General features: G+C 63.0%; 25 protein-coding genes. 12 read left to right on the top strand and 13 right to left on the bottom strand.

Annotation, left to right across the window (positions count from 1 at the left end; translation table 11 throughout):
- Positions 1-85 precede the first annotated feature (85 nt).
- The 9 genes from pal to ruvC all read right to left on the bottom strand — a co-directional run bounded on the left by pal (position 86) and on the right by ruvC (position 7,395).
- Positions 86-589, bottom strand: a complete 504-nt coding sequence (gene pal / locus ACRTG1_RS18850) for a peptidoglycan-associated lipoprotein Pal (RefSeq protein ID WP_113153229.1) — start codon at positions 587-589, stop codon at positions 86-88.
- A 182-nt stretch (positions 590-771) separates the two neighbouring features.
- Complete coding sequence (tolB, locus tag ACRTG1_RS18845; RefSeq protein ID WP_113153230.1) at positions 772-2,085, bottom strand: Tol-Pal system beta propeller repeat protein TolB; 1,314 nt, start codon at positions 2,083-2,085, stop codon at positions 772-774.
- Between the two features lie 64 nt (positions 2,086-2,149).
- Positions 2,150-3,211: a hypothetical protein gene (locus tag ACRTG1_RS18840; protein WP_432516822.1), complete on the bottom strand. Its 1,062-nt coding sequence runs from the start codon at positions 3,209-3,211 to the stop codon at positions 2,150-2,152.
- Between the two features lie 4 nt (positions 3,212-3,215).
- The gene (gene tolR / locus ACRTG1_RS18835; protein ID WP_113153232.1) at positions 3,216-3,671 is read right to left on the bottom strand and encodes a protein TolR; all 456 of its coding nucleotides are present in this window, start codon (positions 3,669-3,671) and stop codon (positions 3,216-3,218) included.
- Between the two features lie 9 nt (positions 3,672-3,680).
- Positions 3,681-4,394 (bottom strand): protein TolQ, encoded by a 714-nt coding sequence (gene tolQ, locus ACRTG1_RS18830; RefSeq protein ID WP_113153233.1) that lies wholly within the window; start codon positions 4,392-4,394, stop codon positions 3,681-3,683.
- 307 nt (positions 4,395-4,701) lie between these two features.
- Positions 4,702-5,172 (bottom strand): tol-pal system-associated acyl-CoA thioesterase, encoded by a 471-nt coding sequence (ybgC, locus tag ACRTG1_RS18825; RefSeq protein ID WP_297564627.1) that lies wholly within the window; start codon positions 5,170-5,172, stop codon positions 4,702-4,704.
- Positions 5,169-6,215 carry a Holliday junction branch migration DNA helicase RuvB gene (gene ruvB / locus ACRTG1_RS18820; protein ID WP_113153235.1) on the bottom strand — a complete coding sequence of 349 codons (1,047 nt, stop codon included), beginning with the start codon at positions 6,213-6,215 and terminating at the stop codon, positions 5,169-5,171. Before ruvB ends, ybgC begins: the two co-directional genes overlap by 4 nt.
- Positions 6,216-6,262: 47 nt before the next feature.
- The gene (gene ruvA / locus ACRTG1_RS18815; RefSeq protein WP_113153236.1) at positions 6,263-6,883 is read right to left on the bottom strand and encodes a Holliday junction branch migration protein RuvA; all 621 of its coding nucleotides are present in this window, start codon (positions 6,881-6,883) and stop codon (positions 6,263-6,265) included.
- Complete coding sequence (gene ruvC / locus ACRTG1_RS18810; protein ID WP_113153237.1) at positions 6,880-7,395, bottom strand: crossover junction endodeoxyribonuclease RuvC; 516 nt, start codon at positions 7,393-7,395, stop codon at positions 6,880-6,882. Before ruvC ends, ruvA begins: the two co-directional genes overlap by 4 nt.
- A gap of 53 nt (positions 7,396-7,448) precedes the next feature.
- Between ruvC and ACRTG1_RS18805 the strand changes: the two genes are divergently transcribed.
- Positions 7,449-8,273, top strand: a complete 825-nt coding sequence (locus ACRTG1_RS18805) for a sulfite exporter TauE/SafE family protein (RefSeq protein WP_432516874.1) — start codon at positions 7,449-7,451, stop codon at positions 8,271-8,273.
- Here the strand turns inward: ACRTG1_RS18805 and ACRTG1_RS18800 are convergent.
- The 3 genes from ACRTG1_RS18800 to ACRTG1_RS18790 all read right to left on the bottom strand — a co-directional run bounded on the left by ACRTG1_RS18800 (position 8,239) and on the right by ACRTG1_RS18790 (position 11,586).
- Complete coding sequence (locus ACRTG1_RS18800; protein WP_113153239.1) at positions 8,239-8,772, bottom strand: DUF1465 family protein; 534 nt, start codon at positions 8,770-8,772, stop codon at positions 8,239-8,241. The genes ACRTG1_RS18805 and ACRTG1_RS18800 overlap by 35 nt on opposite strands.
- Positions 8,773-9,119: 347 nt before the next feature.
- Positions 9,120-10,769 carry an acyl-CoA synthetase gene (locus ACRTG1_RS18795; RefSeq protein ID WP_206546137.1) on the bottom strand — a complete coding sequence of 550 codons (1,650 nt, stop codon included), beginning with the start codon at positions 10,767-10,769 and terminating at the stop codon, positions 9,120-9,122.
- A 43-nt stretch (positions 10,770-10,812) separates the two neighbouring features.
- Positions 10,813-11,586: a sulfite exporter TauE/SafE family protein gene (locus ACRTG1_RS18790; RefSeq protein ID WP_432516821.1), complete on the bottom strand. Its 774-nt coding sequence runs from the start codon at positions 11,584-11,586 to the stop codon at positions 10,813-10,815.
- Positions 11,587-11,779: 193 nt separating this feature from the next.
- Here ACRTG1_RS18790 and ACRTG1_RS18785 point away from each other — a divergent pair, with 193 nt between their 5' ends.
- The 11 genes from ACRTG1_RS18785 to ACRTG1_RS18735 all read left to right on the top strand — a co-directional run bounded on the left by ACRTG1_RS18785 (position 11,780) and on the right by ACRTG1_RS18735 (position 21,362).
- Positions 11,780-12,427, top strand: coding sequence for a thiamine phosphate synthase (locus ACRTG1_RS18785; protein WP_432516820.1), 648 nt, complete (start codon positions 11,780-11,782; stop codon positions 12,425-12,427).
- A gap of 2 nt (positions 12,428-12,429) precedes the next feature.
- Positions 12,430-13,482, top strand: coding sequence for a tetratricopeptide repeat protein (locus tag ACRTG1_RS18780; protein ID WP_432516819.1), 1,053 nt, complete (start codon positions 12,430-12,432; stop codon positions 13,480-13,482).
- A gap of 37 nt (positions 13,483-13,519) precedes the next feature.
- Positions 13,520-13,771, top strand: a complete 252-nt coding sequence (locus ACRTG1_RS18775; RefSeq protein ID WP_206546133.1) for a hypothetical protein — start codon at positions 13,520-13,522, stop codon at positions 13,769-13,771.
- On the top strand, positions 13,752-14,315 hold the full coding sequence (gene efp, locus ACRTG1_RS18770; protein WP_113153243.1) for an elongation factor P: 564 nt from the start codon (positions 13,752-13,754) through the stop codon (positions 14,313-14,315). Before ACRTG1_RS18775 ends, efp begins: the two co-directional genes overlap by 20 nt.
- A gap of 45 nt (positions 14,316-14,360) precedes the next feature.
- On the top strand, positions 14,361-15,164 hold the full coding sequence (locus tag ACRTG1_RS18765; protein ID WP_420505599.1) for an inositol monophosphatase family protein: 804 nt from the start codon (positions 14,361-14,363) through the stop codon (positions 15,162-15,164).
- Positions 15,165-15,368: 204 nt separating this feature from the next.
- Positions 15,369-16,379, top strand: a complete 1,011-nt coding sequence (locus ACRTG1_RS18760; protein ID WP_297562309.1) for a MotA/TolQ/ExbB proton channel family protein — start codon at positions 15,369-15,371, stop codon at positions 16,377-16,379.
- A gap of 1 nt (position 16,380) precedes the next feature.
- The gene (locus ACRTG1_RS18755) at positions 16,381-17,412 is read left to right on the top strand and encodes a peptidoglycan -binding protein (RefSeq protein ID WP_113153246.1); all 1,032 of its coding nucleotides are present in this window, start codon (positions 16,381-16,383) and stop codon (positions 17,410-17,412) included.
- 103 nt (positions 17,413-17,515) lie between these two features.
- Positions 17,516-19,000 carry a carboxypeptidase M32 gene (locus tag ACRTG1_RS18750; protein WP_432516818.1) on the top strand — a complete coding sequence of 495 codons (1,485 nt, stop codon included), beginning with the start codon at positions 17,516-17,518 and terminating at the stop codon, positions 18,998-19,000.
- Positions 19,001-19,083: 83 nt separating this feature from the next.
- Positions 19,084-19,797: a GntR family transcriptional regulator gene (locus ACRTG1_RS18745; RefSeq protein ID WP_113153248.1), complete on the top strand. Its 714-nt coding sequence runs from the start codon at positions 19,084-19,086 to the stop codon at positions 19,795-19,797.
- 64 nt (positions 19,798-19,861) lie between these two features.
- Complete coding sequence (locus ACRTG1_RS18740) at positions 19,862-20,551, top strand: nitroreductase family protein (protein ID WP_283799964.1); 690 nt, start codon at positions 19,862-19,864, stop codon at positions 20,549-20,551.
- 322 nt (positions 20,552-20,873) lie between these two features.
- Positions 20,874-21,362: a cupin domain-containing protein gene (locus ACRTG1_RS18735; protein WP_206546128.1), complete on the top strand. Its 489-nt coding sequence runs from the start codon at positions 20,874-20,876 to the stop codon at positions 21,360-21,362.
- A gap of 21 nt (positions 21,363-21,383) precedes the next feature.
- Here the strand turns inward: ACRTG1_RS18735 and ACRTG1_RS18730 are convergent, their stop codons facing one another.
- Entirely contained in the window at positions 21,384-23,201 is a 1,818-nt protein-coding gene (locus ACRTG1_RS18730) for an ABC transporter transmembrane domain-containing protein (RefSeq protein WP_432516817.1), read from the bottom strand.
- Between the last annotated feature and the right edge of the window lie 121 nt (positions 23,202-23,322).

Raw genomic sequence — 23,322 nt, 5'->3', positions numbered from 1 at the left:
CGCCTACGTCTTTCAAATTCAGCCAACAAAAAAAGCCGCGCGGACATTGTCCAGCGCGGCTTTTCTTTTCTTGTATGCAAAATGCTTAGCTGCTGCCGCCGTTCAGAACGGTGACCGCGCGGCGGTTCTGCGACCAGCAGGAGATGTCGTCACAGGTCGCGACCGGACGCTCCTTGCCGTAGGAAATCGTGCGGATGCGGTTTGCCGCAACGCCACGGGCAACCAGGAAGTCACGGGCCGAAGCCGCACGGCGTGCGCCGAGCGCGAGGTTGTACTCGCGGGTGCCGCGTTCGTCGGCATGGCCTTCCACGGTGATCGTGTAATTCTGGTACTTGTTCAGCCACTGCGCCTGGCGGGAAAGAACCTGCTGCGCATCGGCGCGGATCGACGACGAGTCGAGGTCGAAGAAAATCCGGTCGCCCACGCTGACGGTGAATTCCTGCTGCGATCCGGGAGGACCGCCCGCACCGCCCAGCCCGATGTCGGCTGCACTGTTGGGAACCTGCTTGTTGGCGCAACCGGCCAGAGCAAGAGCCGCTACCAGGGCGATGCTAACCGGGTGTTTGGCGATCGCTGCAATCGACAGCATTGCCACCTCTCCTTCAAATTAGAGAAATTTTGTTCAATGATCAGTAACCACGTTGCCGTTAAGGACCCCTCAAGAAACGCGGTTAACGAAGACTTACCGGTACCAACCAGAACCGTTATTTCGCGCAAACTAGCTTAAAATACGGCGGAAACGCGGCGAATCCGGCAGGAACCGGCCCGCCGCTACTCGAGTAGCGGCGACCATGCCGGATCCGAACCGTAATTCGCGGTCGGGATCTTCTGCTCGTTGCGGCCCGTCAGATCGATGGAATAGAGCTGCGGTCCGGCAGAGCCCGCCGGCTGACGGAAGAACATCACAACGCGGCCATTGGGCGACCAGGTCGGACCTTCCTGCAGGAAGCCGGAGGACAGGATGCGCTCGCCCGAACCATCGGTGCGCATCACGCCAATCTGGAACTCGCCGCGCGTCTGCTTGGTGAAAGCGATCAGATCGCCGCGCGGCGACCAGACCGGCGTCGAATAGCTGCCGTCACCGAACGAAATACGCTTGGGATCGCCGCCGCTCGCGCTCATCACATAGATCTGCGCGCGACCGCCACGGTCGGAGGTGAACACGATCTGCGAACCATCCGGCGAATAGGACGGCGAGGTGTCGATCGCATTGGCCGTCGTCAGGCGCGTCGTGTTGCGGCTGCGCAGGTCCATCGCGAAGATGTTCGAGTTGCCGTCATCGCGCAGAAGGCTCATCACGATCTGCTGGCCATTGGGCGAAAAGCGCGGCGCAAACGTCATGCCGGGGAAATTGCCGACCAGCTCACGCTGTCCGGTCTCCAGCTGCAGGAGATAGACCTGCGGCTGACCACCCTCATAGGACATGTAGGTGATTTCCTGACGCGTCGGCGAGAAGCGCGGCGTCAGAACGATGGCGCGGCCATCAGTCAGGAAACGCTGGTTGGCACCGTCCTGATCCATGATCGCAAGCCGCTTCACGCGGTTGTTGCGCGGGCCGGACTCGTCCACATACACGATGCGCGTGTCGAAATAGCCGCTCTCACCCGTCAGGCGCTGATAGATGGCGTCGGCGATGATGTGCGCCACGCGCCGCCACTTGTCCTTGCTGGTGAAGAACTGCTCGCCGATGAGCTGCTGGCCCGCATAGGTGTCCCACAGACGGAACTCGGCCTTCAGCCGTCCGTCCGCCGTCTCGGAAACCTTGCCCGTCACCAGCGCCTGCGCGTTGATCACGGTCCAGTCCTGAAAACGCGGGGCCGCATCCGGGTTGGAGATCTTCTCGATGAAGGCCCCCTTCTCGATTGGTGCGAACAGGCCGGACCGCCTCAGATCGGCCTCAACGACGCTGGCAATTTCCGCGCCGGTGCCATCGGCGGAGATGAACTCCGTGATGGCGATCGGCAGCGGCTCGACCACGCCCTTGTTGATGTCGATCTCGACCACTGCCCTTGCCGGCAGCACTGCAACGCCAAGCCCGGCGACAAGCGTCGCGATCAGGAAGGTCGCTCTCAAGATTATCTGCATTTGCTCCTGCCTCTCCCCATTTGGTTAGGCTCAAGCCCCCATCGCCATATGGATGGTGCCCGGGTTAAAACATGTCGCTTGGATCGAAGTGGACGATGACTTCAGACCAGGTGTCGTACTTCGCCGCCGGCAGACTGTAGGGCGCGCACTGGAGGACGGCGCGGCGTGCGGATTCTGCCGCTGCCCGCTCGACCATGGACCCGCTGCCGCCGGAAATGATGCGCGGACTTCCCTCGATATTGCCGCTCGCATCCAGGTTCATCTGGATGGAGACCTTCAGATTGTCGGCCTCGAGCGCGCCGGCCGGCACGTTCCAGCACCGCTGGATCTGACCGCGCAGCGCATCCATCTCGCTCTGCGAAAGCTTCTCGCCGGGCGTGTTGCGGCTGCCACCAAGCGACGCCTGCTCCTGCGAGCGCTTCGCGCCGCCGCCAGAGGCCTTGTCCTTGTTCAGAAGCGCCGCCACCTCGTCGAACAGCTCGTCGGATTTCTCCGACTTCTGCTTGGCCGCGGTCTTCTGCGCCGGCTTTTCGGCATCCTTGCGGTCGGGTGCCTTGGCCGTGCTCGCCTTTGGCGGCTGAGGCCGCGACTGTGGCACCGGCGCGCTGTTGGGCAGGGAAACGCTCTCTGCCTCGGGCGCTTCGGCCACCACCGTCTCTTCAGGCGCGGGGTCCGGCTGCACATCCTGCTTGGGCTGCGGCTCGGGGCGCACCTCCGTCGCCGGCACCGGGGTCGGCTCCGCCTCGGCCTGTTTGGGCTCGGGCTCCGGCTTCGGTTCGGGTTTGGGCGTCGGCTTCGGCGCAGGCGGCGGCTCCGCCGTCTTCTGCACTTCGCGCTTGCTCGGCTCCGGCGTCGGCGGCGTTTTCAGGTCGACATCATTGTCGCCCGTGTTCTGCGCGTTCTCGACCGGATCAGGACGCTTGGTTGGCGTGGGCGCAGGCTTTTCGGAAAGCTCGGCTTTCTTGTCGCCCTCCTGCACCTGCGTCATCGATTCGATGGGAATGATGTCGACGGGCAGGGATTCGACATCCGCCACCTCATAGGCGCGCGGCGCCGACAGCGAAACCAGGCCAAAGCCCAGAAGCGCCGCGTGCATGCCCGCCGATATGACGATACCCGCCTTCATTCGGTCAGTTGCCTTCTTCCTGCAGCGTGACCAGGCCCAGATTGCGATAGCCGGCAGCCGAGATACGCGCCATCACGCGCATCACCGTGCCGTAATCAGCCGCGCGGTCACCGCGCACATAAATACGTTCGTCATAGCCCGAACGCGCAATCGCCTGCAGCTTCGCGACCACCTCTTCGATGGGCACTTCGGTCTCCTGCAGATAGATCTGGCCATCGCTGTTGACGGAAACCGTGATCGGCTGCGTTTCGGAGTTGAGCGCCTTGGCCTGCGTTTCCGGCAGGTCGATGGGCACACCGACGGTCAGCAGCGGGGCGGCCACCATGAAGATGATGAGCAGCACCAGCATCACGTCCACGAAGGGCGTCACGTTGATTTCGGAGATCAGGCCCGAGCGCGAACCCCGGCGACCGCGCCGCCGTCCGTTTCTTCCGCCCGCCGAGCCGACTGACATACCCATTGCGTTCTCCTAAGCCGCCTTGGCGGCGACCTTCTCGTCGATCTGCCGCGAGAGGATGGTCGAAAACTCGTCCGCAAAGCCTTCCATGCGTCCGGCGAGCTTGCCCGCATCCGATGACAGCTTGTTGTAGGCAATAACAGCGGGAATGGCGGCCAGAAGGCCGATGGCCGTGGCCAGAAGCGCCTCGGCGATGCCCGGCGCGACAACGGCCAGATTGGTCGACTTGGAACCGGCAATGGCCTGGAACGAGGTCATGATGCCGACCACCGTGCCAAACAGGCCGATGAACGGCGCAGCCGAACCGATGGAGGCGAGGAAGCCCAGCCGGCTCTCCAGACGCTCCATCTCGCGCGTCAGCGCCAGATCCATGGCCTTGTCGATGCGGTTCTGAAGGCCGATCGGCGAACGCGCGCCCTTCTCGAAGCTCTTCTTCCACTCGCGCATCGCAGCCACGAAGATCGACCCCATACCGGTCGTCTTGCGCTCCGAAAGCGCGCGGTAAAGTTCTTCAAGAGACTGGCCGGACCAGAACGTCTTCTCGAAACGATTGAGAGCAGAGCGCATGCGGGCATAGGCAATCGATTTGTCGATAATGATGGCCCAGGTCCACACGGATGCCGCCAGAAGGCCGATCATGACCAGCTTGACGACCCAACCGGCCTGCCAGAACAAAGCCCAGATCGACAACTCCCCACCTGGTGCGGCGAGCGTAACACTTTCCATGGATCAAAATCCTCTTAAGATCAGGGCGGCGTACATCTCGGCTTCGGTCTCGCCCCTGCTTGCGTGCCGTTGCCTTCGTCCGATCCGAGGCGTCCCCGCAAGATGCTTCAAGGCCCCTTTATCCGGTAAAATTTGGTGAAAGGAAGGCGCACGGATTCGCTACGGATTTCATGATTTTCTTCATGAACCGTTATGGTTAATTAAGCGTTAGGAAACGGAGCGCCAACCAGGCTGCGGCAAAGAGAATCGCTTACAGGGCAAGACAATGCGCCTTCGGCATGCCCCTCATCGCAGCGAAACCCGCGAATTAGCCGCCTTTCGGCTTGAAGGCCTCGATCCATTCTTTCGGGAACCGGCGCGGCTTGCCGGATGCGCCGATGATCGCCGCCTCCACCTTCGCCTCCACCAGCACATCGTCACCGCGCAGGAGACGCTGCGCCATATAGATGCGCGCGCCCGAAATCGCCTCGGTGCGCGTTTCCACCGTCACGATGTCGTCCACGCGGGCCGGCTGGCGAAAGTCGATTTCCATGCGCCGCACGACCCAGGCCAGCACCTCGCCATGCTTGCCGTCGGCAAGCTCGGTATGGTGGACGCCCGCAAGACGCAGGAAATCCGACCGGCCGCGCTCCAGAAACTCCAGATAGCGGGCGTGATAGACCACACCGGTAAAATCGGTATCGGCAAAATAGACCCGCGCCACGAGACGGTGACCGAATTCGGTCAGTTCGCCCGCAAGCCCGACCGTCAGGTTTTCGCCTGCGCCGCCGCCGCTCATTCCTTGTCTCCCTGCTGGAACAGGCTGATCTGCGCCTCGGCCAGCGCCTTGGGCGGCTGAAGCCCCATGTGACGCCATGCCTTCGCGGCAAGAACGCGCCCGCGCGGCGTACGCTGGATGAAGCCCTGCTGGATCAGATAGGGCTCGATAATGTCTTCAATCGCGTCGCGCGGCTCCGAGAGCGCCGCCGCAATGGTCTCGATGCCCACCGGGCCGCCGCCGAAATTTTCCACGATCATGCTGAGGTAACGCCGGTCGAGCAGGTCGAGGCCAAGCGCATCCACTTCAAGCCGCGACAGCGCCTCGTCGGCAACCTTGCGCGTCACCTCGCTCGCACCCGCCACGGTGGCGAAATCGCGCACCCGGCGCAGCAGGCGTCCGGCAATGCGCGGCGTGCCGCGCGCGCGACGGGCGATTTCCTCCGCGCCATCGGTGGCCAGCGGCATGCCCAGAATGCGCGAGCCGCGCGTGACGATGGATTGCAGTTCTTCGGTCGTATAGAAATCGAGCCGCACCGGAATGCCGAAACGGTCGCGCAGCGGCGTGGTCAGAAGGCCAAGCCGCGTCGTCGCGGCCACCAGCGTGAACTTCGCCAGATCGATCTTCACCGAACGCGCCGCCGGCCCCTCGCCGATGATCAGGTCGAGCTGAAAATCTTCCATCGCCGGATAGAGGATTTCCTCCACCGCCGGGCTCAGCCGGTGAATTTCGTCGATGAAAAGCACATCGCGCTCTTCAAGATTGGTGAGAAGGGCCGCCAGATCACCGGCCTTGGCGATCACCGGGCCGGAGGTGGAGCGGAAATTCACGCCCAGCTCCCGCGCCATGATCTGCGCCAGCGTGGTCTTGCCGAGGCCGGGCGGGCCAACGAACAGCACGTGGTCCAGCGCCTCGCCGCGTCCGCGCGCCGCCTCGATGAAGACCTTCAGATTGGCGCGCGCCGCCTTCTGGCCGACGAAATCGTCCAGCGATTGCGGCCGCATGGTCGCGTCCAGATCCTCACCGCGCTTGTCGGCCGAAATGAGCCGTTCGGCATCCGTCATCCGCAGAAATCCACTTCACTACACAGCTTGGCGCGCATGCCTGTTGCCTAGCGCGCCAGTTCCTTCAGGCCAAGCCTGATCAGCGTTCCGGCCTCGGCGCTCTCGCCGGCTTCCTTCAGCGCCGCCGCAACCGCATTGGCTGCGACATCGCGCGAATAACCGAGATTGGCAAGCGCGGAAACCGCATCGGCCACCGCCGAAGGCGCTGCGCCCTCGCCCAGTTCCTGCTTGAGACCGATCGTGTCGCTGGCCTCGCCGGCATAGGCGGGGGCCTTGCTCTTGAGTTCCGAGACAATGCGCTCGGCCACCTTTTTGCCCACGCCCGGCGCGCGCGCCACCGTGGCGGCATCCTTCAGCGCAATGGCGTTGGCGAGTTCCGAAGCCGAAAGCGTGGAAAGCACCGAAAGCGCCACCTTTGCGCCCACGCCCTGCACATTGTTCTGCAAAAGGCGGAACCACTCGCGCTCCAGCGCGGAGCGGAAGCCGTAGAGACGGATCATGTCCTCACGCACGTAGGTCTCGATGAACAGCGTCACCGCCGTCCCCTCGCCTTCCAGCGCGGCCAGCGTACGCGCCGGGCAGTAGGCCACATAGCCAACCCCGCCCACATCGACGATGCAGTGATCTTCGGCGATCTCGTCGATGATGCCCTTAAGTTTGCCAATCATTTCAGTGCTTCCATTGCCAGTCGGGAGGTGACGGACTGCCGGTGATGCGCGTGGCAGATGGCGATGGCAATCGCATCCGCCGCATCATGCGTGTCGAAATGCGCCTTCGGCATCAGCACCTTCACCATCAGATGAATTTGCTTCTTGTCGCCGTGACCGACGCCGATCACGGCCTTCTTGACCGCATTGGGCGCGTATTCGGCAACGCGCAGGCCGGCCCTTGCCGGCACCAGCATGGCGATGCCACGCGCCTGACCCAGCTTCAGCGTGGCCGATGCGTCCTTGTTGACGAAAGTGGCCTCCACAGCGGCCTCCTCCGGCCGGTGCTGGTGCAGAACCGCCTCCAGCCCCTCATGCAACTGGCACAGGCGCGAGGCGAGGTCAGCCTTGGCATCGGATGAGACCGAGCCTGCGTCAACAAAGCGAAGGGAGTTGCCCTGCGTCTCGATGACGGCCCAGCCGGTGCGGCGAAGCCCCGGGTCGATGCCCATAATGCGAATCGGTGTGTTCATGGCTCTACCATAGCGGTGGGCAGGCCCATTGCCACGCGTTAGGATGCAGCTGCATTCCTGTCCGGGTACACCGACTGCCTGGAGGCGAAATCCTGCCCGAACTCGATCTCAGTCTTGCCCTTCTCACCCTCACCGTTCTGGTGGCGGGGGTGGTGCGCGGCCTGTCCGGGTTCGGCACGGGGCTCATCGTCGCGCCGATTGCCGGCGCGCTCTACGATCCCGTGACTGCTGTGGTTCTGCTGGTCATCATCGATTCGCTGCCCACGCTTCCCGTCGCCCTGCCGGTGGTGAAACTCGCCCGCTGGCGCGAGGTGCTGCCGGTTCTCGCCGGGCTGGCGCTGTTCGTGCCGCTTGGCGTCTACATTCTCAAGAATGGCGACGAAACCGCGCTGCGCTGGATCATCTGCATCGTCATTCTGGGCTGTGCGCTGGTGCTGCGCAGCGGCTGGCGCTACCACGGGCCGCGCGGCTTTCCCGTATCCTGCGGCATTGGCGGCATTTCAGGCACGCTGTCGGGCATCGCCGCCATTCCCGGCCCGCCGGTCATCATCTACTGGATGGCGTCGGCGCTGCCGGTCTCCGTGGTGCGCGCCAATCTCATGACGCTGTTTCTGATTTCGGAGATCTTTTCCGCAGGCAATCTGTGGGCGGCCGGCCTGTTCGATGAGCCGCGCGTGATGCTCGGCCTGATTATGGTCCCGCCCTATGTGGTGAGCCTGCTCATCGGCGGAAAGCTGTACGGAATCGCCAGCGACACGACCTATCGGCGGCTCGCCTTCACGCTCATCATCGCATCTGCGCTGATCGCGCTGCCACTCACGCAGACGCTGTTTCAGTGGGGAATCAGCGGTGCCCGAACGCTGTTTTCAGCAGGGTGATCTGCTCGAAGACCGGGTTGTGGCTGTAGAGATCGGCATCGTTCGCTGCAGCCGGCGCACCGCCATAGATCTCTTCGTCCATACGCCGCACGATGTCCTGCAGGCGCACCGAGCGCATGACCAGATCCTGGAAATTCTCCGGCAGATCGGACCAGCCGTCGGCCTGCTCCTGCGGCGAATGCGTGTCGAGACGCACTTTGGACTTCTCGGCAGCCACCTGCTCGCGCGTCATCTCGCCGGAATTGGCGGCGCGCTGCAGAAGAAGCCACGAGGCAAGCTGCATCAGACGTGTGGTCAGCCGCATGGATTCGGCCGCATAAAGCGCAGCGCCGGCCCGCGTCAGGCCCTTGGCCTCGATGCGTCCTTCGCCATCCAGATACTCCGCGGCCTCTTCAACCAGGCTCATGCCCTGATTGTAGAGAGGCTTGAAAGAATCCGAGAACACGCGATGCTCGGCCAGCTTGATCGTAGTCGCGCGACCGTTCCCGCCTTCAATCATTGTGCTTACGCCCCACCATTATACGAAACTGCGGCCACCGCCGGCTGATGCGTTCAATCACAAGTGAGCCTGACTCTCAATGCCAAGAACTCAATGCAAGGATGAGCCTGTGCACAGCTGTTGGCAAGTTCTTACTTAATGAAAGGTTAATGCTCATTTTGTCGAAAAAAAGAGCCGCAAACGCGGCTCTCAGGAGTTTAAACAGGGAGGCGTCAAACAGAATGGCTCCAGCCACTCGGTAAGAATCCAGATCACTGGATGTACACAGTAAACGCATGTAAAGCTTAATGCTTGGTTAACGCCGCCACCGATAATTGCATCGAATGCCAGCGTTCGCCCTCTTTTCCCTACAGCGCCCGGGCCTGATCCCGCAGCCGGAACTTTTGAATCTTCCCCGTCGAAGTCTTTGGTATTTCAGAGAAAATGATGGTTCTCGGGCACTTGAAATGCGCGAGCAGAGAGCGGCAGTGCGCGATGATCTCTTCGGCTTCCGCACTTCTGCCCGGCTTCAGTTCGACGAAGGCCACCGGCGTTTCGCCCCACTTCGCATCCGCCTTCGCGACCACGCCGCAGGCCGCAATGGCGGGATGTTTGTAGAGCGCATCCTCCACCTCGATGGAAGAGATGTTCTCGCCGCCCGAAATGATGATGTCCTTGGAACGATCCTTCAGCTGGATGTAGCCATCGGGGTGCATCACACCCAGATCGCCCGAATGGAACCAGCCGCCGGCGAAAGCCTCTTCCGTCGCCGCCCTGTTCTTCAGATAGCCCTTCATGACGATGTTGCCGCGGAACATGACCTCGCCAATGGTCTCGCCATCGCGCGGGGTTTCCTCCATCGTCTCCGGGTCCATCACGGTCAGCCCCTCGAGCGCCGCATAGCGCACGCCCTGACGCGCCTTGCGCGCGGCCTGCCCGGCGCCGTCGAGCGCATCCCACTCGCCCTTCCATTCATTGACCACGGCCGGTCCGTAGGTTTCCGTCAGGCCATAGAGATGGGTCACCGCAAAACCCGCCTCGGCCATGGCCGAAAGCACGGTTTCGGGCGGCGGAGCCGCTGCCGTGTTGAACGTCACCGTGTGCGAGAAATCGCGTTTTTCCTCATCCGGCGCATTGAGCAGCGCCGACATCACGATCGGCGCGCCGCACAGATGCGTCACCCCGTGATCGGCAATCGCGTCATACATGGGCTTTGCGCGCACCCAGCGCAGGCAGACATGGGTTCCCGCCGTCAGCGCCAGCGTCCACGGAAAGCACCAGCCATTGCAGTGGAACATCGGCAGCGTCCACAGATAGACCGATCCGCGCGTCAACCCCGCATGCACCGTGTTGGCATAGGTCATCAGCGCCGCACCGCGGTGATGATAGACCACTCCCTTGGGATTGCCCGTGGTGCCGGACGTGTAGTTCAGCGCGATGGCGTCCCATTCGTCATCGGGCATGGACCAGGCAAACCCGGCATCGCCCGAAGCCAGGAATTCCTCGTAATCGGCGCTGCCGATGCGCTCGCCCTTCGGATAGGGCGCATCGTCCGCATAGTCGGGATCGTCATAATCGATGACCAGCGGCTTGACGCTCGCCAGCGCCAGCGCCTCCTTCATCACGCCGGAGAACTCCCGGTCGACGATCACCACCCGGCTCTCCGCATGGTCGAGCTGGAAGGCGATGATCGCGGCATCAAGGCGGGTGTTGAGCGAATGCAGCACCGCCTTCGTCATCGGCACGGCGTGGTGCGCCTCCAGCATGGGCGGCGTGTTGGACAGCATCACCGTCACCGTATCGCCCTTGCCGATCCCGTGGCTGGCAAGCGCCGATGCGAGTTTCAGCGAGCGCTCCCAGAAGGTCGCATAGGTGATGCGCTGGCTGCCATGGATGATCGCCACGTCATCGGGAAACACCTTCGCCGCGCGCTCCAGAAGCACAAGCGGCGTCAGCGGCTGGTGGTTGGCGGGGTTCTTGTCCAGATCCCGTTCGAAAGCATTGCCGGTCACAAACATCCTCCCGCTGTTTTCATCTTTTAAGCACAGGCTCCCGAACCCGTCACCACCCCATAAGGTCAAAGACCCCGTCATGGATGAGCTTGAGGGAAACGATCAGGACCATGATATACATGAACGGATAAAAGATCGTCGGCTTCATGCGCTTGATCACCCAAACGCCGGCCAGCGTGGCGAGCGGCGCAAGCGGTATCAGGATCAGCGACGCCGTCAGGTTGGAACGGTCGAACTGCCCGAGCGCGAAATAGGGAACGAGCTTCACCGCGTTGACGATGGCGAAAAAGACCACGCTCGTTCCCGTGTAAAGGCGCGGATCCTGCCCAAGCGGCAGCGCATAGACCTGATAGGGCGGCCCGCCCGCATGCGCGACGAAGCTCGTGAAGCCCGCAACCGCGCCCCAGAAAGTGCCGCGCGGGCGGCTTTGGCTGGCGATCCGCACATTCCCTGCGATCTTCTCGAACGCCCAGCGCAGGAAGAAGGCCAGCGTCACCAGACCGACGATCAGGCGCACATGCCCTTCCGTCACGACGGCCGCCGTCGCCCAGCCGATGGCGATGCCGATCAGCGCGCCAGGCAGCATGATGGAAAGCGTCCTGCGGTCCATGTAACCACGCCAGGCCCAGAGCGAGACGATGTCCATGACGATCAGGATCGGCAGCAGGATCGCCGCCGCCTGCACCGGCGACACGACCAGAGAAAGCATCGGCACGCCGAGCAGCGCCATCGCGCCGCCGAAGCCCCCCTTCGACAGGCCGACCAGCAGAACGGCCGGAATCGCTGCAAGATAAAAAGCTGGATCGGAAAGCAAAGGTGTCATGAAATTCGTCTGGATCGCCCGACGGCCGGGCGTCGCCAGTCATAATCCTTATGAGCGCACTTGGCGAGCGTCCGGCAGGAAGGACCAATTTTCCTTGTCCATCCCCCCGTGCTTCGTCTATGCCGCATTCAAACCAAAATGACGGGTCAGAAACGAACCGGGTCGGTTCCGTCGAGACGCCAGGAGTTCCTACATGACCAATCGCTGCCGCCTCGTATTGATTGCACCGCCGCCGGAACTGGCTGCCAATGACGAAGCACATCTGGAAGCAGCCCTCGCCGCCGGCGATGTCGCTTCCCTCATCATTCCCGATTACGGGCAGGACGAGGTCAGCTTCCAGGCCCGTGCCGAGCGCCTCACCCCCATCGCGCAGGCGCACGGCGTCGCCGTGATGATCGCCGGCGCGCCGCGCATCGCCGCGCGGGTGAAGGCAGACGGCATCCATGTCGACGGCCCGCTCGAAGAGCTGGCCGAAATCATCGAGAAATATCAGGATCGCATGATGATCGGCGCAGGCGGCGTGAAAACCCGCGACGACGCGCTTCAGCGCGGCGAAATGCAGCCCGATTATCTGTTCTTCGGCCGTTTCGGATACGACAACAAGCCGGAACCGCACCCGCGCAACCTCACGCTGGGCGAATGGTGGTCGGAAATGGTCCAGATCCCCTGCATCGTGATGGGCGGCAATGCGGTCGCCTCGGCAGAACCCGTGGCACAGAGCGGCTGCGACTTCATTGCGCTCGGTGCGGCCGTCTTCGCTGACGAGATCGACGCCGCCGCCGCCGTGAAGGAAGCCAACGTCATTCTCGAGAAGACCTCCCAGAACGCTCAAGGAGCCTGATTATGCGCGCGCGCCTCCAGCCGGTAGCATTGCTTGCCGCCCTGTTCTGCGGGCTTGCCGCGACAGCGCAGGCAGCCGGCGACGCCGGCCCGGAAAAGGCCGCAGAAACGACACCCGCCACAACCGGGACTGAAAAGCAGGCGCCCCGGGCAGACCGGCTGCAACCGGTCGGCGACAGGCCGCTTTCCGCCCCCACGGTGGATCAGGTGGACCCGGACCGCTTCGGCAAGCTGCCGGACGCCGCCTATGGCGCCTTTCAGCGCGGCTACTATCTGACCGCGCACAATCTGGCCCTGCCCCGCGCAGAGGCGGGCGACCCGGCTGCGCAGACCCTCATCGCAGAGATCTATGCCCGTGGCCTTGGCATGGCGCGCGACGCGAAGAAGGCCGCCGAATGGTATTCAAAGGCCGCGCAGCAGGGCGTTCCCGAGGCGCAGTTCCAGTATGCGCTGATGCTGCTTGACGGCGGCTTCGTCGAGAAGAACACCGACCGCGCCTTCGAACTCATGCAGGTGGCGGCCGACAATGGCAACCGGCTCGCCCAGTTCAACCTCGCGCAGATGATCCTCGACCGGCAGTCGAGCTTCGAAAGTCGCGAACGCGCTGTCTCCTATTACGAGAAGGCCGCCAATGCCGGGCTGGCCGACGCGCAGTATGCGATGTCCCAGGTCTATGCCAACGGGTTTGGCGGGCGCGAGGCCGATGACAAGGTCGCCCGTTCATGGCTTGATCGTGCAGCCAGGCAGAATTACGACACCGCACAGCTCGATCTGGGCACGTGGATGGTCGAAGGCCGTGGCGGGGAGCGCAATGCGGAAACCGGGTTCGCCTGGCTCAAGCGCGCAGCCGAAGGCGGCAACATCGCCGCGCAGAACCGCCTCGCCAAGCTCTATCGCGCCGGCGTCGGCACCGACCCTGACACGATTGAAGGCGCTGCATGGTATATCTCCGCGCGCCGCGCCGGGTTGATCGATCCGGAGATGGAAGACTTTCTGGCCGGCCTCACGCCGGAAGAAATGAAGGAAGCCATCCAGCGCGCAAATCGGCTCCGCTAGCATTTTTCGGACGCCCCCAAAGGCCGCATGACTTGCCTTGGACCGCTTTTTATGGTCTTGGAAGCGCCGAATTGCGCGCCAGTGGAATGAACTCGCCATTCGAAATCCGCAATGCGGTCTTGAGATCGGATGTCGAATTCACTCCACTGGAAACATAAACTTGCTGGCGGTTTTGCTGTTTCCAACCTTTGCTCTCGCGGCCGATGCAGCCGGGATGCAAATGCAGGACGTGAACCGCTGGCGCGCTCAAGACCCGCAGGACGATCCATATGAAAATCAACGGCAATGAAATTCGCCCCGGCAACGTCATCGAACACAATGGCGGCCTCTGGGTTGCGGTGAAGACCAACGCTGTGAAGCCCGGCAAGGGCGGCGCATACAACCAGGTCGAACTGAAGAACCTGATCGACGGCACGAAGCTCAACGAGCGCTTCCGCGCTGCCGAAACCGTCGAGCGCGTTCGCCTCGAGCAGAAGGACTTCAGCTTCCTCTACGAGCAGGAAGACGCTCTGGTGTTCATGGACTCCGAGACCTATGAGCAGCTCGAGCTGCAGAAGGACTTCGTCGGCGACCGCGCCGCATTCCTTCAGGACGGCATGACCGTCACGGTCGAGCTCTACGAAGAAAAGCCGATCGGCATCTCCCTGCCGGATCAGGTCACGCTGACGATTGCCGAGGCCGACCCGGTGGTGAAGGGCCAGACGGCTGCTTCTTCCTACAAGCCGGCGGTTCTGGAGAACGGCGTGCGCGTGATGGTGCCGCCCTTCATCGAGGCTGGCGAGCGGATCGTCGTCGACACCAACGAACTCACCTATCTGCGCCGCGGCGAATAAACCCGGCGCTTCCGCGAAACACACACTTACGAAAGCTTACATCCCATGGCCCGTTCGGCGATTATCAACGTCATGGTTCAGGCTGCCATGAAGGCAGGCCGCTCCCTCGCTCGCGATTTCGGCGAGGTCCAGAACCTGCAGGTTTCGCTCAAGGGCCCTGGCGACTATGTGAGCCAGGCCGACCGCAAGGCGGAAGACATCATTCACGCCGAGCTGTCGCGCGCCCGTCCGGGCTACTCCTTCCTGATGGAAGAGAGCGGCACGGTGGAGGGTGACGACCCGCAGCACCGCTGGATCGTCGATCCGCTCGACGGCACCACGAACTTCCTGCACGGCATTCCGATCTTCTCGATCTCGATTGCCCTGGAACGTCAGGGCCAGATCGTCGCCGGCGTCATCTACAACCCGGCCATGGACGAGCTCTACACCGCCGAGCGCGGTGGCGGCGCGTTCCTCAACGACCGCCGTCTGCGTGTCGCGGCGCGCACCAAGCTGTCCGACGCCGTTGTCGGCACCGGCATTCCGCATCTGGGTCGCGGCCACCACGGCACGGCCCTGCTCGACCTGCGCAATGTCATGGGCGAGACGGCGGGCATCCGCCGGCTTGGCTCTGCGGCGCTCGACCTCGCCTATGTGGCGGCGGGCCGGATGGACGGTTTCTGGGAAGATACGCTTTCGCCCTGGGACATTGCCGCCGGCATCATCCTCGTGCGCGAAGCCGGTGGTTTCGTCAGCGATAAGACGGGCCGCGACAAGATGTTCGACAGCGGCCAGATCGTCGCCGGCAACGAAGCCATTCACCGCGCACTGGTCAAGACGCTCGGCAAGCCGGCCGCAAAAAAAGCCTGATTCAACCCCGTCCCGCACGGTGTTTCAGAACCAGCAAAGCCCGGGATCGAAAGGTCCCGGGCTTTGTCGTTGCGACATCAAAAAGCTGATGCGCTCATAACCGGATACTGTCTGCGGCTTTCAATTTCGTCATATTTACGATTAGAATCCTGCGCCATACAGGAATCAATACTGGTTCTGCGGCGCAGTGGACACGAGGAGCAGATGGCCTTGCTGAAATCGCGTGGGGACGACGAACCATCCTACGGGCTCGATTACGACCCGCATACCTTGTCGAGCCCCCAAGTCTTCCTCTTTTCCATGCTGGTGTTTCTGGCGATTGCCGGCTTCGTTGCGGCAATCCTTTACCGGCAGATCGCTTCCGCCTTTCAGACCAATCCGGGGCTGAACGGGCTCATTCTCGGCGTTCTGCTGATCGGCATCCTGCTCGCTTTCATGCAGGTGATCCGCCTGTTCCGCGAGGTACGGTGGGTCAATTCCTTCCGCGCCGGCACGGATGCGGCCGATCCGGTCCTTCTCGCACCGATGAAGGCGCTTTTGAGCCGGGCCTCTTCGATGGCGCTGTCGACCAGCTCCATGCGCTCGATCCTCGATTCCATCGCCACCCGCCTCGACGAGAGCCGCGACATTTCGCGTTACCTGATCGGCCTACTGGTCTTTCTCGGCCTGCTCGGCACGTTCTGGGGCCTGTTGCAGACCATCGGGTCCATCGGTGACACCATCCAGTCGCTCGACCCCGCATCGGGCAATGCCAACGACATTCTCGACGCGCTGAAATCCGGCCTGTCAGCCCCGCTGGAAGGCATGGGCACGGCGTTCTCCTCCTCGCTGTTCGGTCTTTCAGGCTCGCTGATCCTGGGCTTCCTCGACCTTCAGGCGGGCCGCGCGCAGAACCGTTTCTATACCGAGCTGGAAAACTGGCTCTCGTCCGTCACCGACCTTGGCTCCGACATCGCAGAGGGCCGCAGCGGCGCGTCCAGCGAAATGCAGCAGCTGGCCGACAAGCTGCGCGCGGTTCAGGAGGATGGAACCTCCAATCCGCGCCTTGCGGCCTCCATGGCCAATCTGGCCGAGGGCATTTCCGGTCTTGTGAAGAACATGCGCAGTGAACAGCAGATGATGCGCGACTGGGTGGAATCCCAGGCGGAAGAGCAGCGCGCCATGCGCGCCACACTTGAAAAGCTGGCGACGACGCTGAAGAAGCGGGACAGCTGACATGGCGCTTGCCCGTGGACGCCGCAACGACCGCCACGTCGACTACTGGCCGGGTTTCGTGGACGCCATGGCGACGCTTCTGCTCGCCATCATGTTCCTGCTCTCGGTTTTCGTGCTGGCGCAGTATTTTCTGAGCCAGGAGATCACCGGCAAGGACGCCGTGCTCGACCGGCTCAATGCGCAGATCAACGAGCTGACGCAGCTTCTGGCGCTCGAACAGGCCAACAGCCAGGACGCCGAGGACACCATCGCCAGCCTGCGCGCCTCGCTGGAAGACATCCGCGCCGACCGTTCCCGGCTGGAAACGCTGCTGGCCAGTGGCAGCGGCCAGAGCGAGCAGGCGGAAGCCCGCATTGGCGAGCTTTCGGGCGCGCTCGACGAGGAGCGTCTGGTCAGCCAGCGGGCGCTTTCGCAGGTGGAGCTGCTCAACCAGCAGATTTCGGCGCTGCGCAAGCAGATCGGCGCGCTGGAAGCCGCGCTTGAGGTTTCCGAAGCGCGCGACCGGGAGTCCCGCACCAAGATCGCCGATCTTGGCCGCCGCCTGAACGTGGCGCTGGCGCAGCGCGTGCAGGAACTGAACCGCTATCGCTCGGATTTCTTCGGCCGGTTGCGCGAAATCCTCTCCGACCGCGAAAACATCCGCATTGTCGGCGACCGTTTCGTCTTCCAGTCCGAGGTTCTGTTCCCGTCGGGTGCGACGGAGATCAATCCGAACGGGCAGGACGAGATGCGCAAGCTTGCCGACGCCATTCTCGAACTGCAAAAAGAGATCCCGCCGGAGATCAACTGGGTTCTGCGCGTCGACGGCCATACGGATGACGTGCCGCTTTCGGGCACCGGTCGCTTCCGCGACAACTGGGAGCTTTCCACGGCCCGCGCCACGGCGGTCGTCAAGTTTCTGATCGAGAACGGCGTCCCCGCCAACCGGCTCGTTGCAGCCGGTTTCGGCGAGTATCAGCCGCTCGACACGGAAGACACGCGGGAAGCGCGTGCCCGCAATCGCCGCATCGAGCTGAAGCTCACCGAGCGCTGACGACACGGCTTGCGAAGCCGCCCGGCTTCGTGTCCCCTCCTTCAAACAATCGACGCCTGCATCTGCGGGCGTCGTTCCTCCCAATGCCCCGACGAGGTGTTCCATGTCCTTTCAGAAACTCGATGAACTCGGCCACAGGATCGAAGCGCTCAATCACGCGCTGGCGATCCTCGGTGCGGATGAGGCGACGCATATGGCGCCCGGTGGCGGCGAGGCCCGCGCCGAAGCCATGTCTGCCCTTGCCGGCATGGCCCACCGTCAGGCCGCAGCACCCGAGATTGCCGACTGGATCGAGGCCGCCGAACAGGAAGACCTGAACGCAGAGCAAAAAGCGGCAATTTCCGAATTTCGCCGAAATTACGTCAACCTGACCTGCCTCCCGGCCGATTTCGTGGAGCGCCAGACGCGCAACCGCATGCGCTGCGAACAGCTGTGGCGCGAGGCCCGTGGCAAGGGCGACTGGGCGGGTTTTCTGCCGGCGCTGGAAGGGGTTATCGAGCTGGCGCGGGAGGAGGCGCAGATGCGCGCCGAGGCGCTTGGCCTTGCGCCCTATGACGCGCTGATGGAGCAATTCGACCCCGGAAACAGAACGGCGGAAATCGCCCCCGTTTTCGAGGATTTGAAGTCGTTTCTGGTGGATTTCGTGCCAAATGCGCTGGAAATCCAGAAAACGAAACGCGCGCAAAATCCCCTGCGCCCGCTCTCCGGACATTACGCCGTCGAGAAGCAGCGCGAGCTTGGCCTCGCCATGATGGCGGCGGTCGGTTTCGACCTGACGCGCGGCAGCCTGTCGGTCTCGCATCACCCGTTCTGCGGCGGCGTTCCGACCGATGTGCGGATCACCACGCGCTACCGTTCAGACGAGTTTCTCTCTTCGCTGATGGGCATTCTGCACGAGACCGGCCACGCGCTCTATGAACAGAACCTGCCGCAGGCCTGGGCGCACTGGCCGCTTGGCAAGGCGCGCGGCATGGCGATGCATGAAAGCCAGAGCCTGTTCGTTGAAAAGCAGATCGGCCGCAGCCCCGCCTTCTGGGAATGGGCGCTGCCGGTGGTGGCGAAGCATCTGGGCGAAGACTGGTCGATGGACGAGATCCTGCCCCATGTGCACCATGTGGAGCGCGGGCTGATCCGCGTCGACGCCGACGAGGTGACCTATCCGCTGCACGTGATCCTGCGTTTCGAGCTGGAGCAGGACCTGATCGCCGGCAAGCTGGAAGCCGCCGACCTGCCGGAAGCCTGGGACGCGAAGATGAAGGCCTATCTGGGCCTGTCGACCATCGACACGCCGCAGGACGGCCCGATGCAGGACGTGCACTGGCCATCCGCCGCCTTCGGCTATTTCCCCTCCTACACGCTCGGCGCGATGATCGCGGCGCAGCAATGGTCGGCCATCGAGAAGGACATCCCGGACGTGAACGCGCAGTTCGCCAAGGGCCAGTTCGATGCGGTGAACGACTGGCGGCGTGAACGGATCTGGTCGCAGGGCTCGCGCTGGTCGACGCCGGAGCTGATCGAACGGGCCACCGGCGAGCCGCTCAATGCCGCGCATTTCAAGAAACATCTGGAAGCACGCTACGGCCAATAGGGCCAAACGCTCGGTCCTGGCTTGAAAACGAACCGGTGAGGTCGGGCTTGTCAGGACCATTGCCTGCGCACACTCTGACGGACATGGAAGAAACCGATTCCCGATCCACTGTAGAGACCGTGGCCGACGCGCTGACGGAAGCCGTGCGCGACGGGCGTCTGGTTCCGGGCCAGAGACTGACGGAGAACGCCTTCACCAGCCGGCTGGGCGTTTCGCGCTCCTCGGTGCGGGAAGCCTTTCGACGCCTGACGGCAGACGGGCTTTTGACGGCGGAACCGCATCGCGGCGTGATGGTGCGCCAGCTCTCGCGCAGCGAGGTGGATAACCTCTTCCAGGTGCGCGGGGCACTGGAAACGCTGGCGGTGAAGCTCGCCCTGCCTGTGCTTCACCAAGCACCCGAAACGCTTGTCGCGCTGCAGGCGGATCTGGACGCCGCAGCCGAACAGGGCGACATGAACCGGTTCTCCGAACTCAACGCCCGTTTCCACCGGCTGTTTCGCGAGACAGCGGACAATCCCCTTCTGAACGAGACGCTGACGCGGCTTTCCAACTCGCTCTACTGGTTGCAGTTTCGCGTGCTGGTGGACCGGCGTGATGTGTTCGACACCAACCGGCAGCACAGGCAGCTGACGGATTGCGTGGTGGCCGATGACACGGCAGGCGCGGAAGCTGCGATGCTCGATCATGTGGAGAATGCGCGGCAGCTCATCCAGTCGCTGCCTGACGATCATTTCGCCGCACCGCCAGCGCCCGCAAAAAGCAAAGCAAAGGGCAACCAGCGCAACGCCAAGGCTTGACGCCGGAACCAGCCCATCTAGATTGTCCGACAATCTTATCGGACAAAATGGAGGAGACGTCCGCATGAGCGAAAAGGCCACACAGGAATACCGTCCGGTTCCACTTCCCGATTACAGGGAGCTTCCGGTCGAGGAGATGCGGGCCCGCGCACAGGCCTTCTATGACGAGATCCGCACACGCCACACCGTGCGCGACTTCTCCACCCGCCCCGTGCCGCGCGACATCATCGAAACCTGCATCAAGGCAGCAGGCACCGCGCCCAATGGCGCAAACCACCAGCCCTGGCACTTCGCGGTGATCGGCAATCCGGCGGTAAAGAAACAGATCCGCGAGGCGGCGGAGGCCGAGGAGAAAGCGTTTTACGAAGGACGCGCGGGTGAAGAATGGCTTCATGCGCTGGCCCCGCTCGGCACCGATGCAAGCAAGCCGTTTCTGGAAGAAGCGCCCTGGCTCATCTGCGTTTTCGGCGAACGCCGCAGCCGCTCGGCCGATGGCGTGAAGCGCAAGAACTACTACGTTCCAGAGTCCGTGAGCATCGCAACCGGCTTTCTGATTACAGCCCTGCACAAGGCAGGTCTGGCAACTCTTACGCACACGCCGAACCCGATGAGCTTTCTAAACGAGCTGTGCGGTCGCGACCCGCATGACAAACCCTATATCCTGATGGTGGTCGGCTATCCAAAGGAGGACGCCACCATTCCCGAACACGCAATGGAGAAGAAGCCGCTGGAGGAAATCGCCACGTTCATCTGAGCGTCGCCTCCAACGCGTACAGGCATCGGACAACAGAGCCATTCGGGGCGTTTCGGCTTTCCCGAAAGGCTCTGAACGAACATGGGTCCTCTCTTTGAGGATGACGAAAAGCGACGTGCAGGCTTCGCATCGAATGGCTGGCAAGGGGCTCGTGCCAGCCGCTCGATGGAACGGTGCACATGCCGCCTTTCGCCATGCCCGGCATGTCCGGGCACCCATGACCTTCTCCAGAAGCGGCCAGACACCGGAGCCGATTTCCACTTTTTTGCCCGATGCAATAGGGTCAGCCCGTTTCTACGAAGCAATTCTGGAGGGAATGGTTTTGAGCACGACATATCTCGTTAAAAGCAGCGAAATTGCCGAGATGGAGGGTTTGAAGAAGACCCACTTTCTCAACCCCAATGCGCAGCGTCTGAACAAGTCTCTTGGCGACCTCACGGGTCTGAGCGGCTTCGGCTTCCACATCATCGAAGTGGAGCCCGGCTATGAAACGACGGAACACCACTGCCATTACCACGAAGACGAATGCGTGTTCGTGCTGGCGGGTTCCGCCACGGCCTTTATCGGCGATGAAGAGCACGCAATCGGCCCCGGAGACTTCATCGGCTACAGAAAGGGCGGGCTGGCCCATTCAATCAAGAACACGGGAAATGAAACGCTGCGCTGCATCGTCGTTGGCGAGCGGCTTGCGCATGATGTGGGCGATTACCCGAGGCTGGGCAAACGCATTTTCCGCGACAGGCAGATGCCCTGGGGGCTGGCCGACATCGACAGGATCGATGCGGTCGGCGGCAAGGTCGGCAAGAAGTAGAGCCGACCCCGCCCTCCGCGACTATTCCGCAGCGTCTCCGAGAGCCTCTGCGCCCGCCTGGAACTGAAGGCTGGCGAGTTCGGCATAGATGCCGCCCTTTGCCACGAGAGCGGCGTGTGTGCCCTCCTCAACGATGCGCCCCTCTTCCATGACGAGAATGCGGTCGGCTTTCAGAACCGTTGAGAGACGATGTGCGATGACGAGCGTGGTGCGGCCCTTCATCAGGTGCTCAAGCGCCTGCTGCACCAGCGTCTCGCTTTGCGAATCGAGGGCGGAGGTGGCTTCGTCGAGCAACAGGATCGGTGCATCGCGCAGGATCGCGCGCGCAATGGCCATGCGCTGCCGCTGACCGCCCGACAGGGTGACGCCGCGCTCGCCGACCGGCGTGTCGTAGCCTTCCGCCAGATCGGTGATGAAATCATGCGCAAGCGCGGCGCGGGCCGCAGCCTCGATCTCGGCGCGGGAGGCGTCAGGACGGCCAAAGGCGATGTTCTCGGCCGCGCTGGCGGCAAAGATCGTCACGTCCTGCGGAACGATGGCCATGCGTCCGCGCAGCGCCAGCGGATCGGCCTCGCGCGCATCGACACCATCGACGCGCACCGCACCGGAATCGGGATCGTAATAGCGCAGAAGCAGCGAGAAGACAGTGGTTTTGCCCGCGCCCGAGGGACCGACAATGGCGACCGTCTCGCCCGGTTTTACGATGAAGGACAATCCATGAAGCGCAGAGCGATCCGGTCGCGTCGGATAGGCGAAGGAGACATTGTCGAACGCCACTTCGCCGCGCGCCGGCTGCGGCAGCGCCACGGGGCTGGCGGGCGCGGTGATGGCGGGCTCTTCCGACAGGAGCTCGCTCATGCGCTCGGCAGCGCCGGCGGCCTGCGAGAGCTCGCCCCAGACCTCTGACAGGGCGCCGAGAGCGCCAGCGGCCAGAACCGAGTAGAGCAGGAACTGACCGAGCGTGCCCGGCGTCATCTCGCCGGACAGAACGGCCCGCGAGCCGAACCAGAGAACGGCCACGACCGAACTGAAGGTCATGAAGATGGCGAAGAAGGTGAGGAAGGACCGCGCGAAGATGGATGCGCGTGCAGCAGAGAACGCCGTCTCGATGGCATCGGAGAATTTCTTGCGCACCACGTTCTCGCCGGTGAAGGCCTGAAGCGTGCGCACCGCGCCGATCTGCTCGCCCGCATAGGCGGTGGCGTCGGCCAGCGTGTCCTGCGCAAAACGCGAGCGACGGCGCACCGAGCGGCCAAAGGCGACCAGCGGCAGAACGATGACGGGGATGGCCGCCACCACCAGCAGGGAAAGACGCGGGCTGGTGACGACCATCATGCCGACAGCGCCAAGCCCCATGATGACGTTGCGCAGCGCCTGGGAAATGGTGGCCCCGACAGCCGATTTGACCTGCGTGGCGTCGGCCGAAATGCGCGAAACGATTTCACCGGACTGGACCGTATCGAAGAAGCCGGGGGAAAGGCGCGTGACGTGATCGAAGACATCGCGCCGCAGGTCGCTGACAACACGCTCGCCCAGCGTAATGACGAAGAAATAGCGCCCCGCCGAGGCGGCTGCGAGAACCGCAGCTATGACCACCAGCATCGAGAAGTAATTCGCGATGAAGATGGAATCGGAATGGGAAAACCCGTGATCGATCATGCGGCGCACGGCCAGCGGCAGCGTGAGGGTCGCGATGGCTGCGAGCACCAGGAAAAAGGCCGCGCCAAGCGCAAGACCGCGATAGCGGCCGATATAGGGAAAGAGGCGTTTGAGCGGCTTTAACGACCGCCGCTTCGCCGCCTGTTCCCGCTCTTCGGACGCCCTTTGCCTGCGCGCCATCGCCTGCCCCTTCTCAATTCTCGTTCGGGAGCGGCAAAATGTGCGCCGCTCAAGCCTTGTCTTGTCGTCGTACCTGATGTATAGGCTCGCCAACCAATTCCGAAGCCGTAGCCTTCCTTGG

Origin of the sequence: Nitratireductor sp. PBL-C9 (genome assembly GCF_050877045.1) — a bacterium.
Taxonomy (GTDB): domain Bacteria; phylum Pseudomonadota; class Alphaproteobacteria; order Rhizobiales; family Rhizobiaceae; genus Nitratireductor; species Nitratireductor aquimarinus.
This window is presented reverse-complemented; position numbering and strand designations above follow the sequence as displayed.

Excerpts from the sequence above, each read along its gene's own strand:
- pal (WP_113153229.1), bottom strand. The coding sequence starts at position 589 with ATGCTGTCGATTGCAGCGATCGCCAAACACCCGGTTAGCATCGCCCTG.
- tolB (WP_113153230.1), bottom strand. The coding sequence starts at position 2,085 with ATGCAGATAATCTTGAGAGCGACCTTCCTGATCGCGACGCTTGTCGCC.
- ACRTG1_RS18840 (WP_432516822.1), bottom strand. The coding sequence starts at position 3,211 with ATGAAGGCGGGTATCGTCATATCGGCGGGCATGCACGCGGCGCTTCTG.
- tolR (WP_113153232.1), bottom strand. The coding sequence starts at position 3,671 with ATGGGTATGTCAGTCGGCTCGGCGGGCGGAAGAAACGGACGGCGGCGC.
- tolQ (WP_113153233.1), bottom strand. The coding sequence starts at position 4,394 with ATGGAAAGTGTTACGCTCGCCGCACCAGGTGGGGAGTTGTCGATCTGG.
- ybgC (WP_297564627.1), bottom strand. The coding sequence starts at position 5,172 with ATGAGCGGCGGCGGCGCAGGCGAAAACCTGACGGTCGGGCTTGCGGGC.
- ruvB (WP_113153235.1), bottom strand. The coding sequence starts at position 6,215 with ATGACGGATGCCGAACGGCTCATTTCGGCCGACAAGCGCGGTGAGGAT.
- ruvA (WP_113153236.1), bottom strand. The coding sequence starts at position 6,883 with ATGATTGGCAAACTTAAGGGCATCATCGACGAGATCGCCGAAGATCAC.
- ruvC (WP_113153237.1), bottom strand. The coding sequence starts at position 7,395 with ATGAACACACCGATTCGCATTATGGGCATCGACCCGGGGCTTCGCCGC.
- ACRTG1_RS18800 (WP_113153239.1), bottom strand. The coding sequence starts at position 8,772 with ATGATTGAAGGCGGGAACGGTCGCGCGACTACGATCAAGCTGGCCGAG.
- ACRTG1_RS18795 (WP_206546137.1), bottom strand. The coding sequence starts at position 10,769 with ATGTTTGTGACCGGCAATGCTTTCGAACGGGATCTGGACAAGAACCCC.
- ACRTG1_RS18790 (WP_432516821.1), bottom strand. The coding sequence starts at position 11,586 with ATGACACCTTTGCTTTCCGATCCAGCTTTTTATCTTGCAGCGATTCCG.
- ACRTG1_RS18785 (WP_432516820.1), top strand. The coding sequence starts at position 11,780 with ATGACCAATCGCTGCCGCCTCGTATTGATTGCACCGCCGCCGGAACTG.
- ACRTG1_RS18780 (WP_432516819.1), top strand. The coding sequence starts at position 12,430 with ATGCGCGCGCGCCTCCAGCCGGTAGCATTGCTTGCCGCCCTGTTCTGC.
- efp (WP_113153243.1), top strand. The coding sequence starts at position 13,752 with ATGAAAATCAACGGCAATGAAATTCGCCCCGGCAACGTCATCGAACAC.
- ACRTG1_RS18765 (WP_420505599.1), top strand. The coding sequence starts at position 14,361 with ATGGCCCGTTCGGCGATTATCAACGTCATGGTTCAGGCTGCCATGAAG.
- ACRTG1_RS18760 (WP_297562309.1), top strand. The coding sequence starts at position 15,369 with ATGGCCTTGCTGAAATCGCGTGGGGACGACGAACCATCCTACGGGCTC.
- ACRTG1_RS18755 (WP_113153246.1), top strand. The coding sequence starts at position 16,381 with ATGGCGCTTGCCCGTGGACGCCGCAACGACCGCCACGTCGACTACTGG.
- ACRTG1_RS18750 (WP_432516818.1), top strand. The coding sequence starts at position 17,516 with ATGTCCTTTCAGAAACTCGATGAACTCGGCCACAGGATCGAAGCGCTC.
- ACRTG1_RS18745 (WP_113153248.1), top strand. The coding sequence starts at position 19,084 with ATGGAAGAAACCGATTCCCGATCCACTGTAGAGACCGTGGCCGACGCG.
- ACRTG1_RS18740 (WP_283799964.1), top strand. The coding sequence starts at position 19,862 with ATGAGCGAAAAGGCCACACAGGAATACCGTCCGGTTCCACTTCCCGAT.
- ACRTG1_RS18730 (WP_432516817.1), bottom strand. The coding sequence starts at position 23,201 with ATGGCGCGCAGGCAAAGGGCGTCCGAAGAGCGGGAACAGGCGGCGAAG.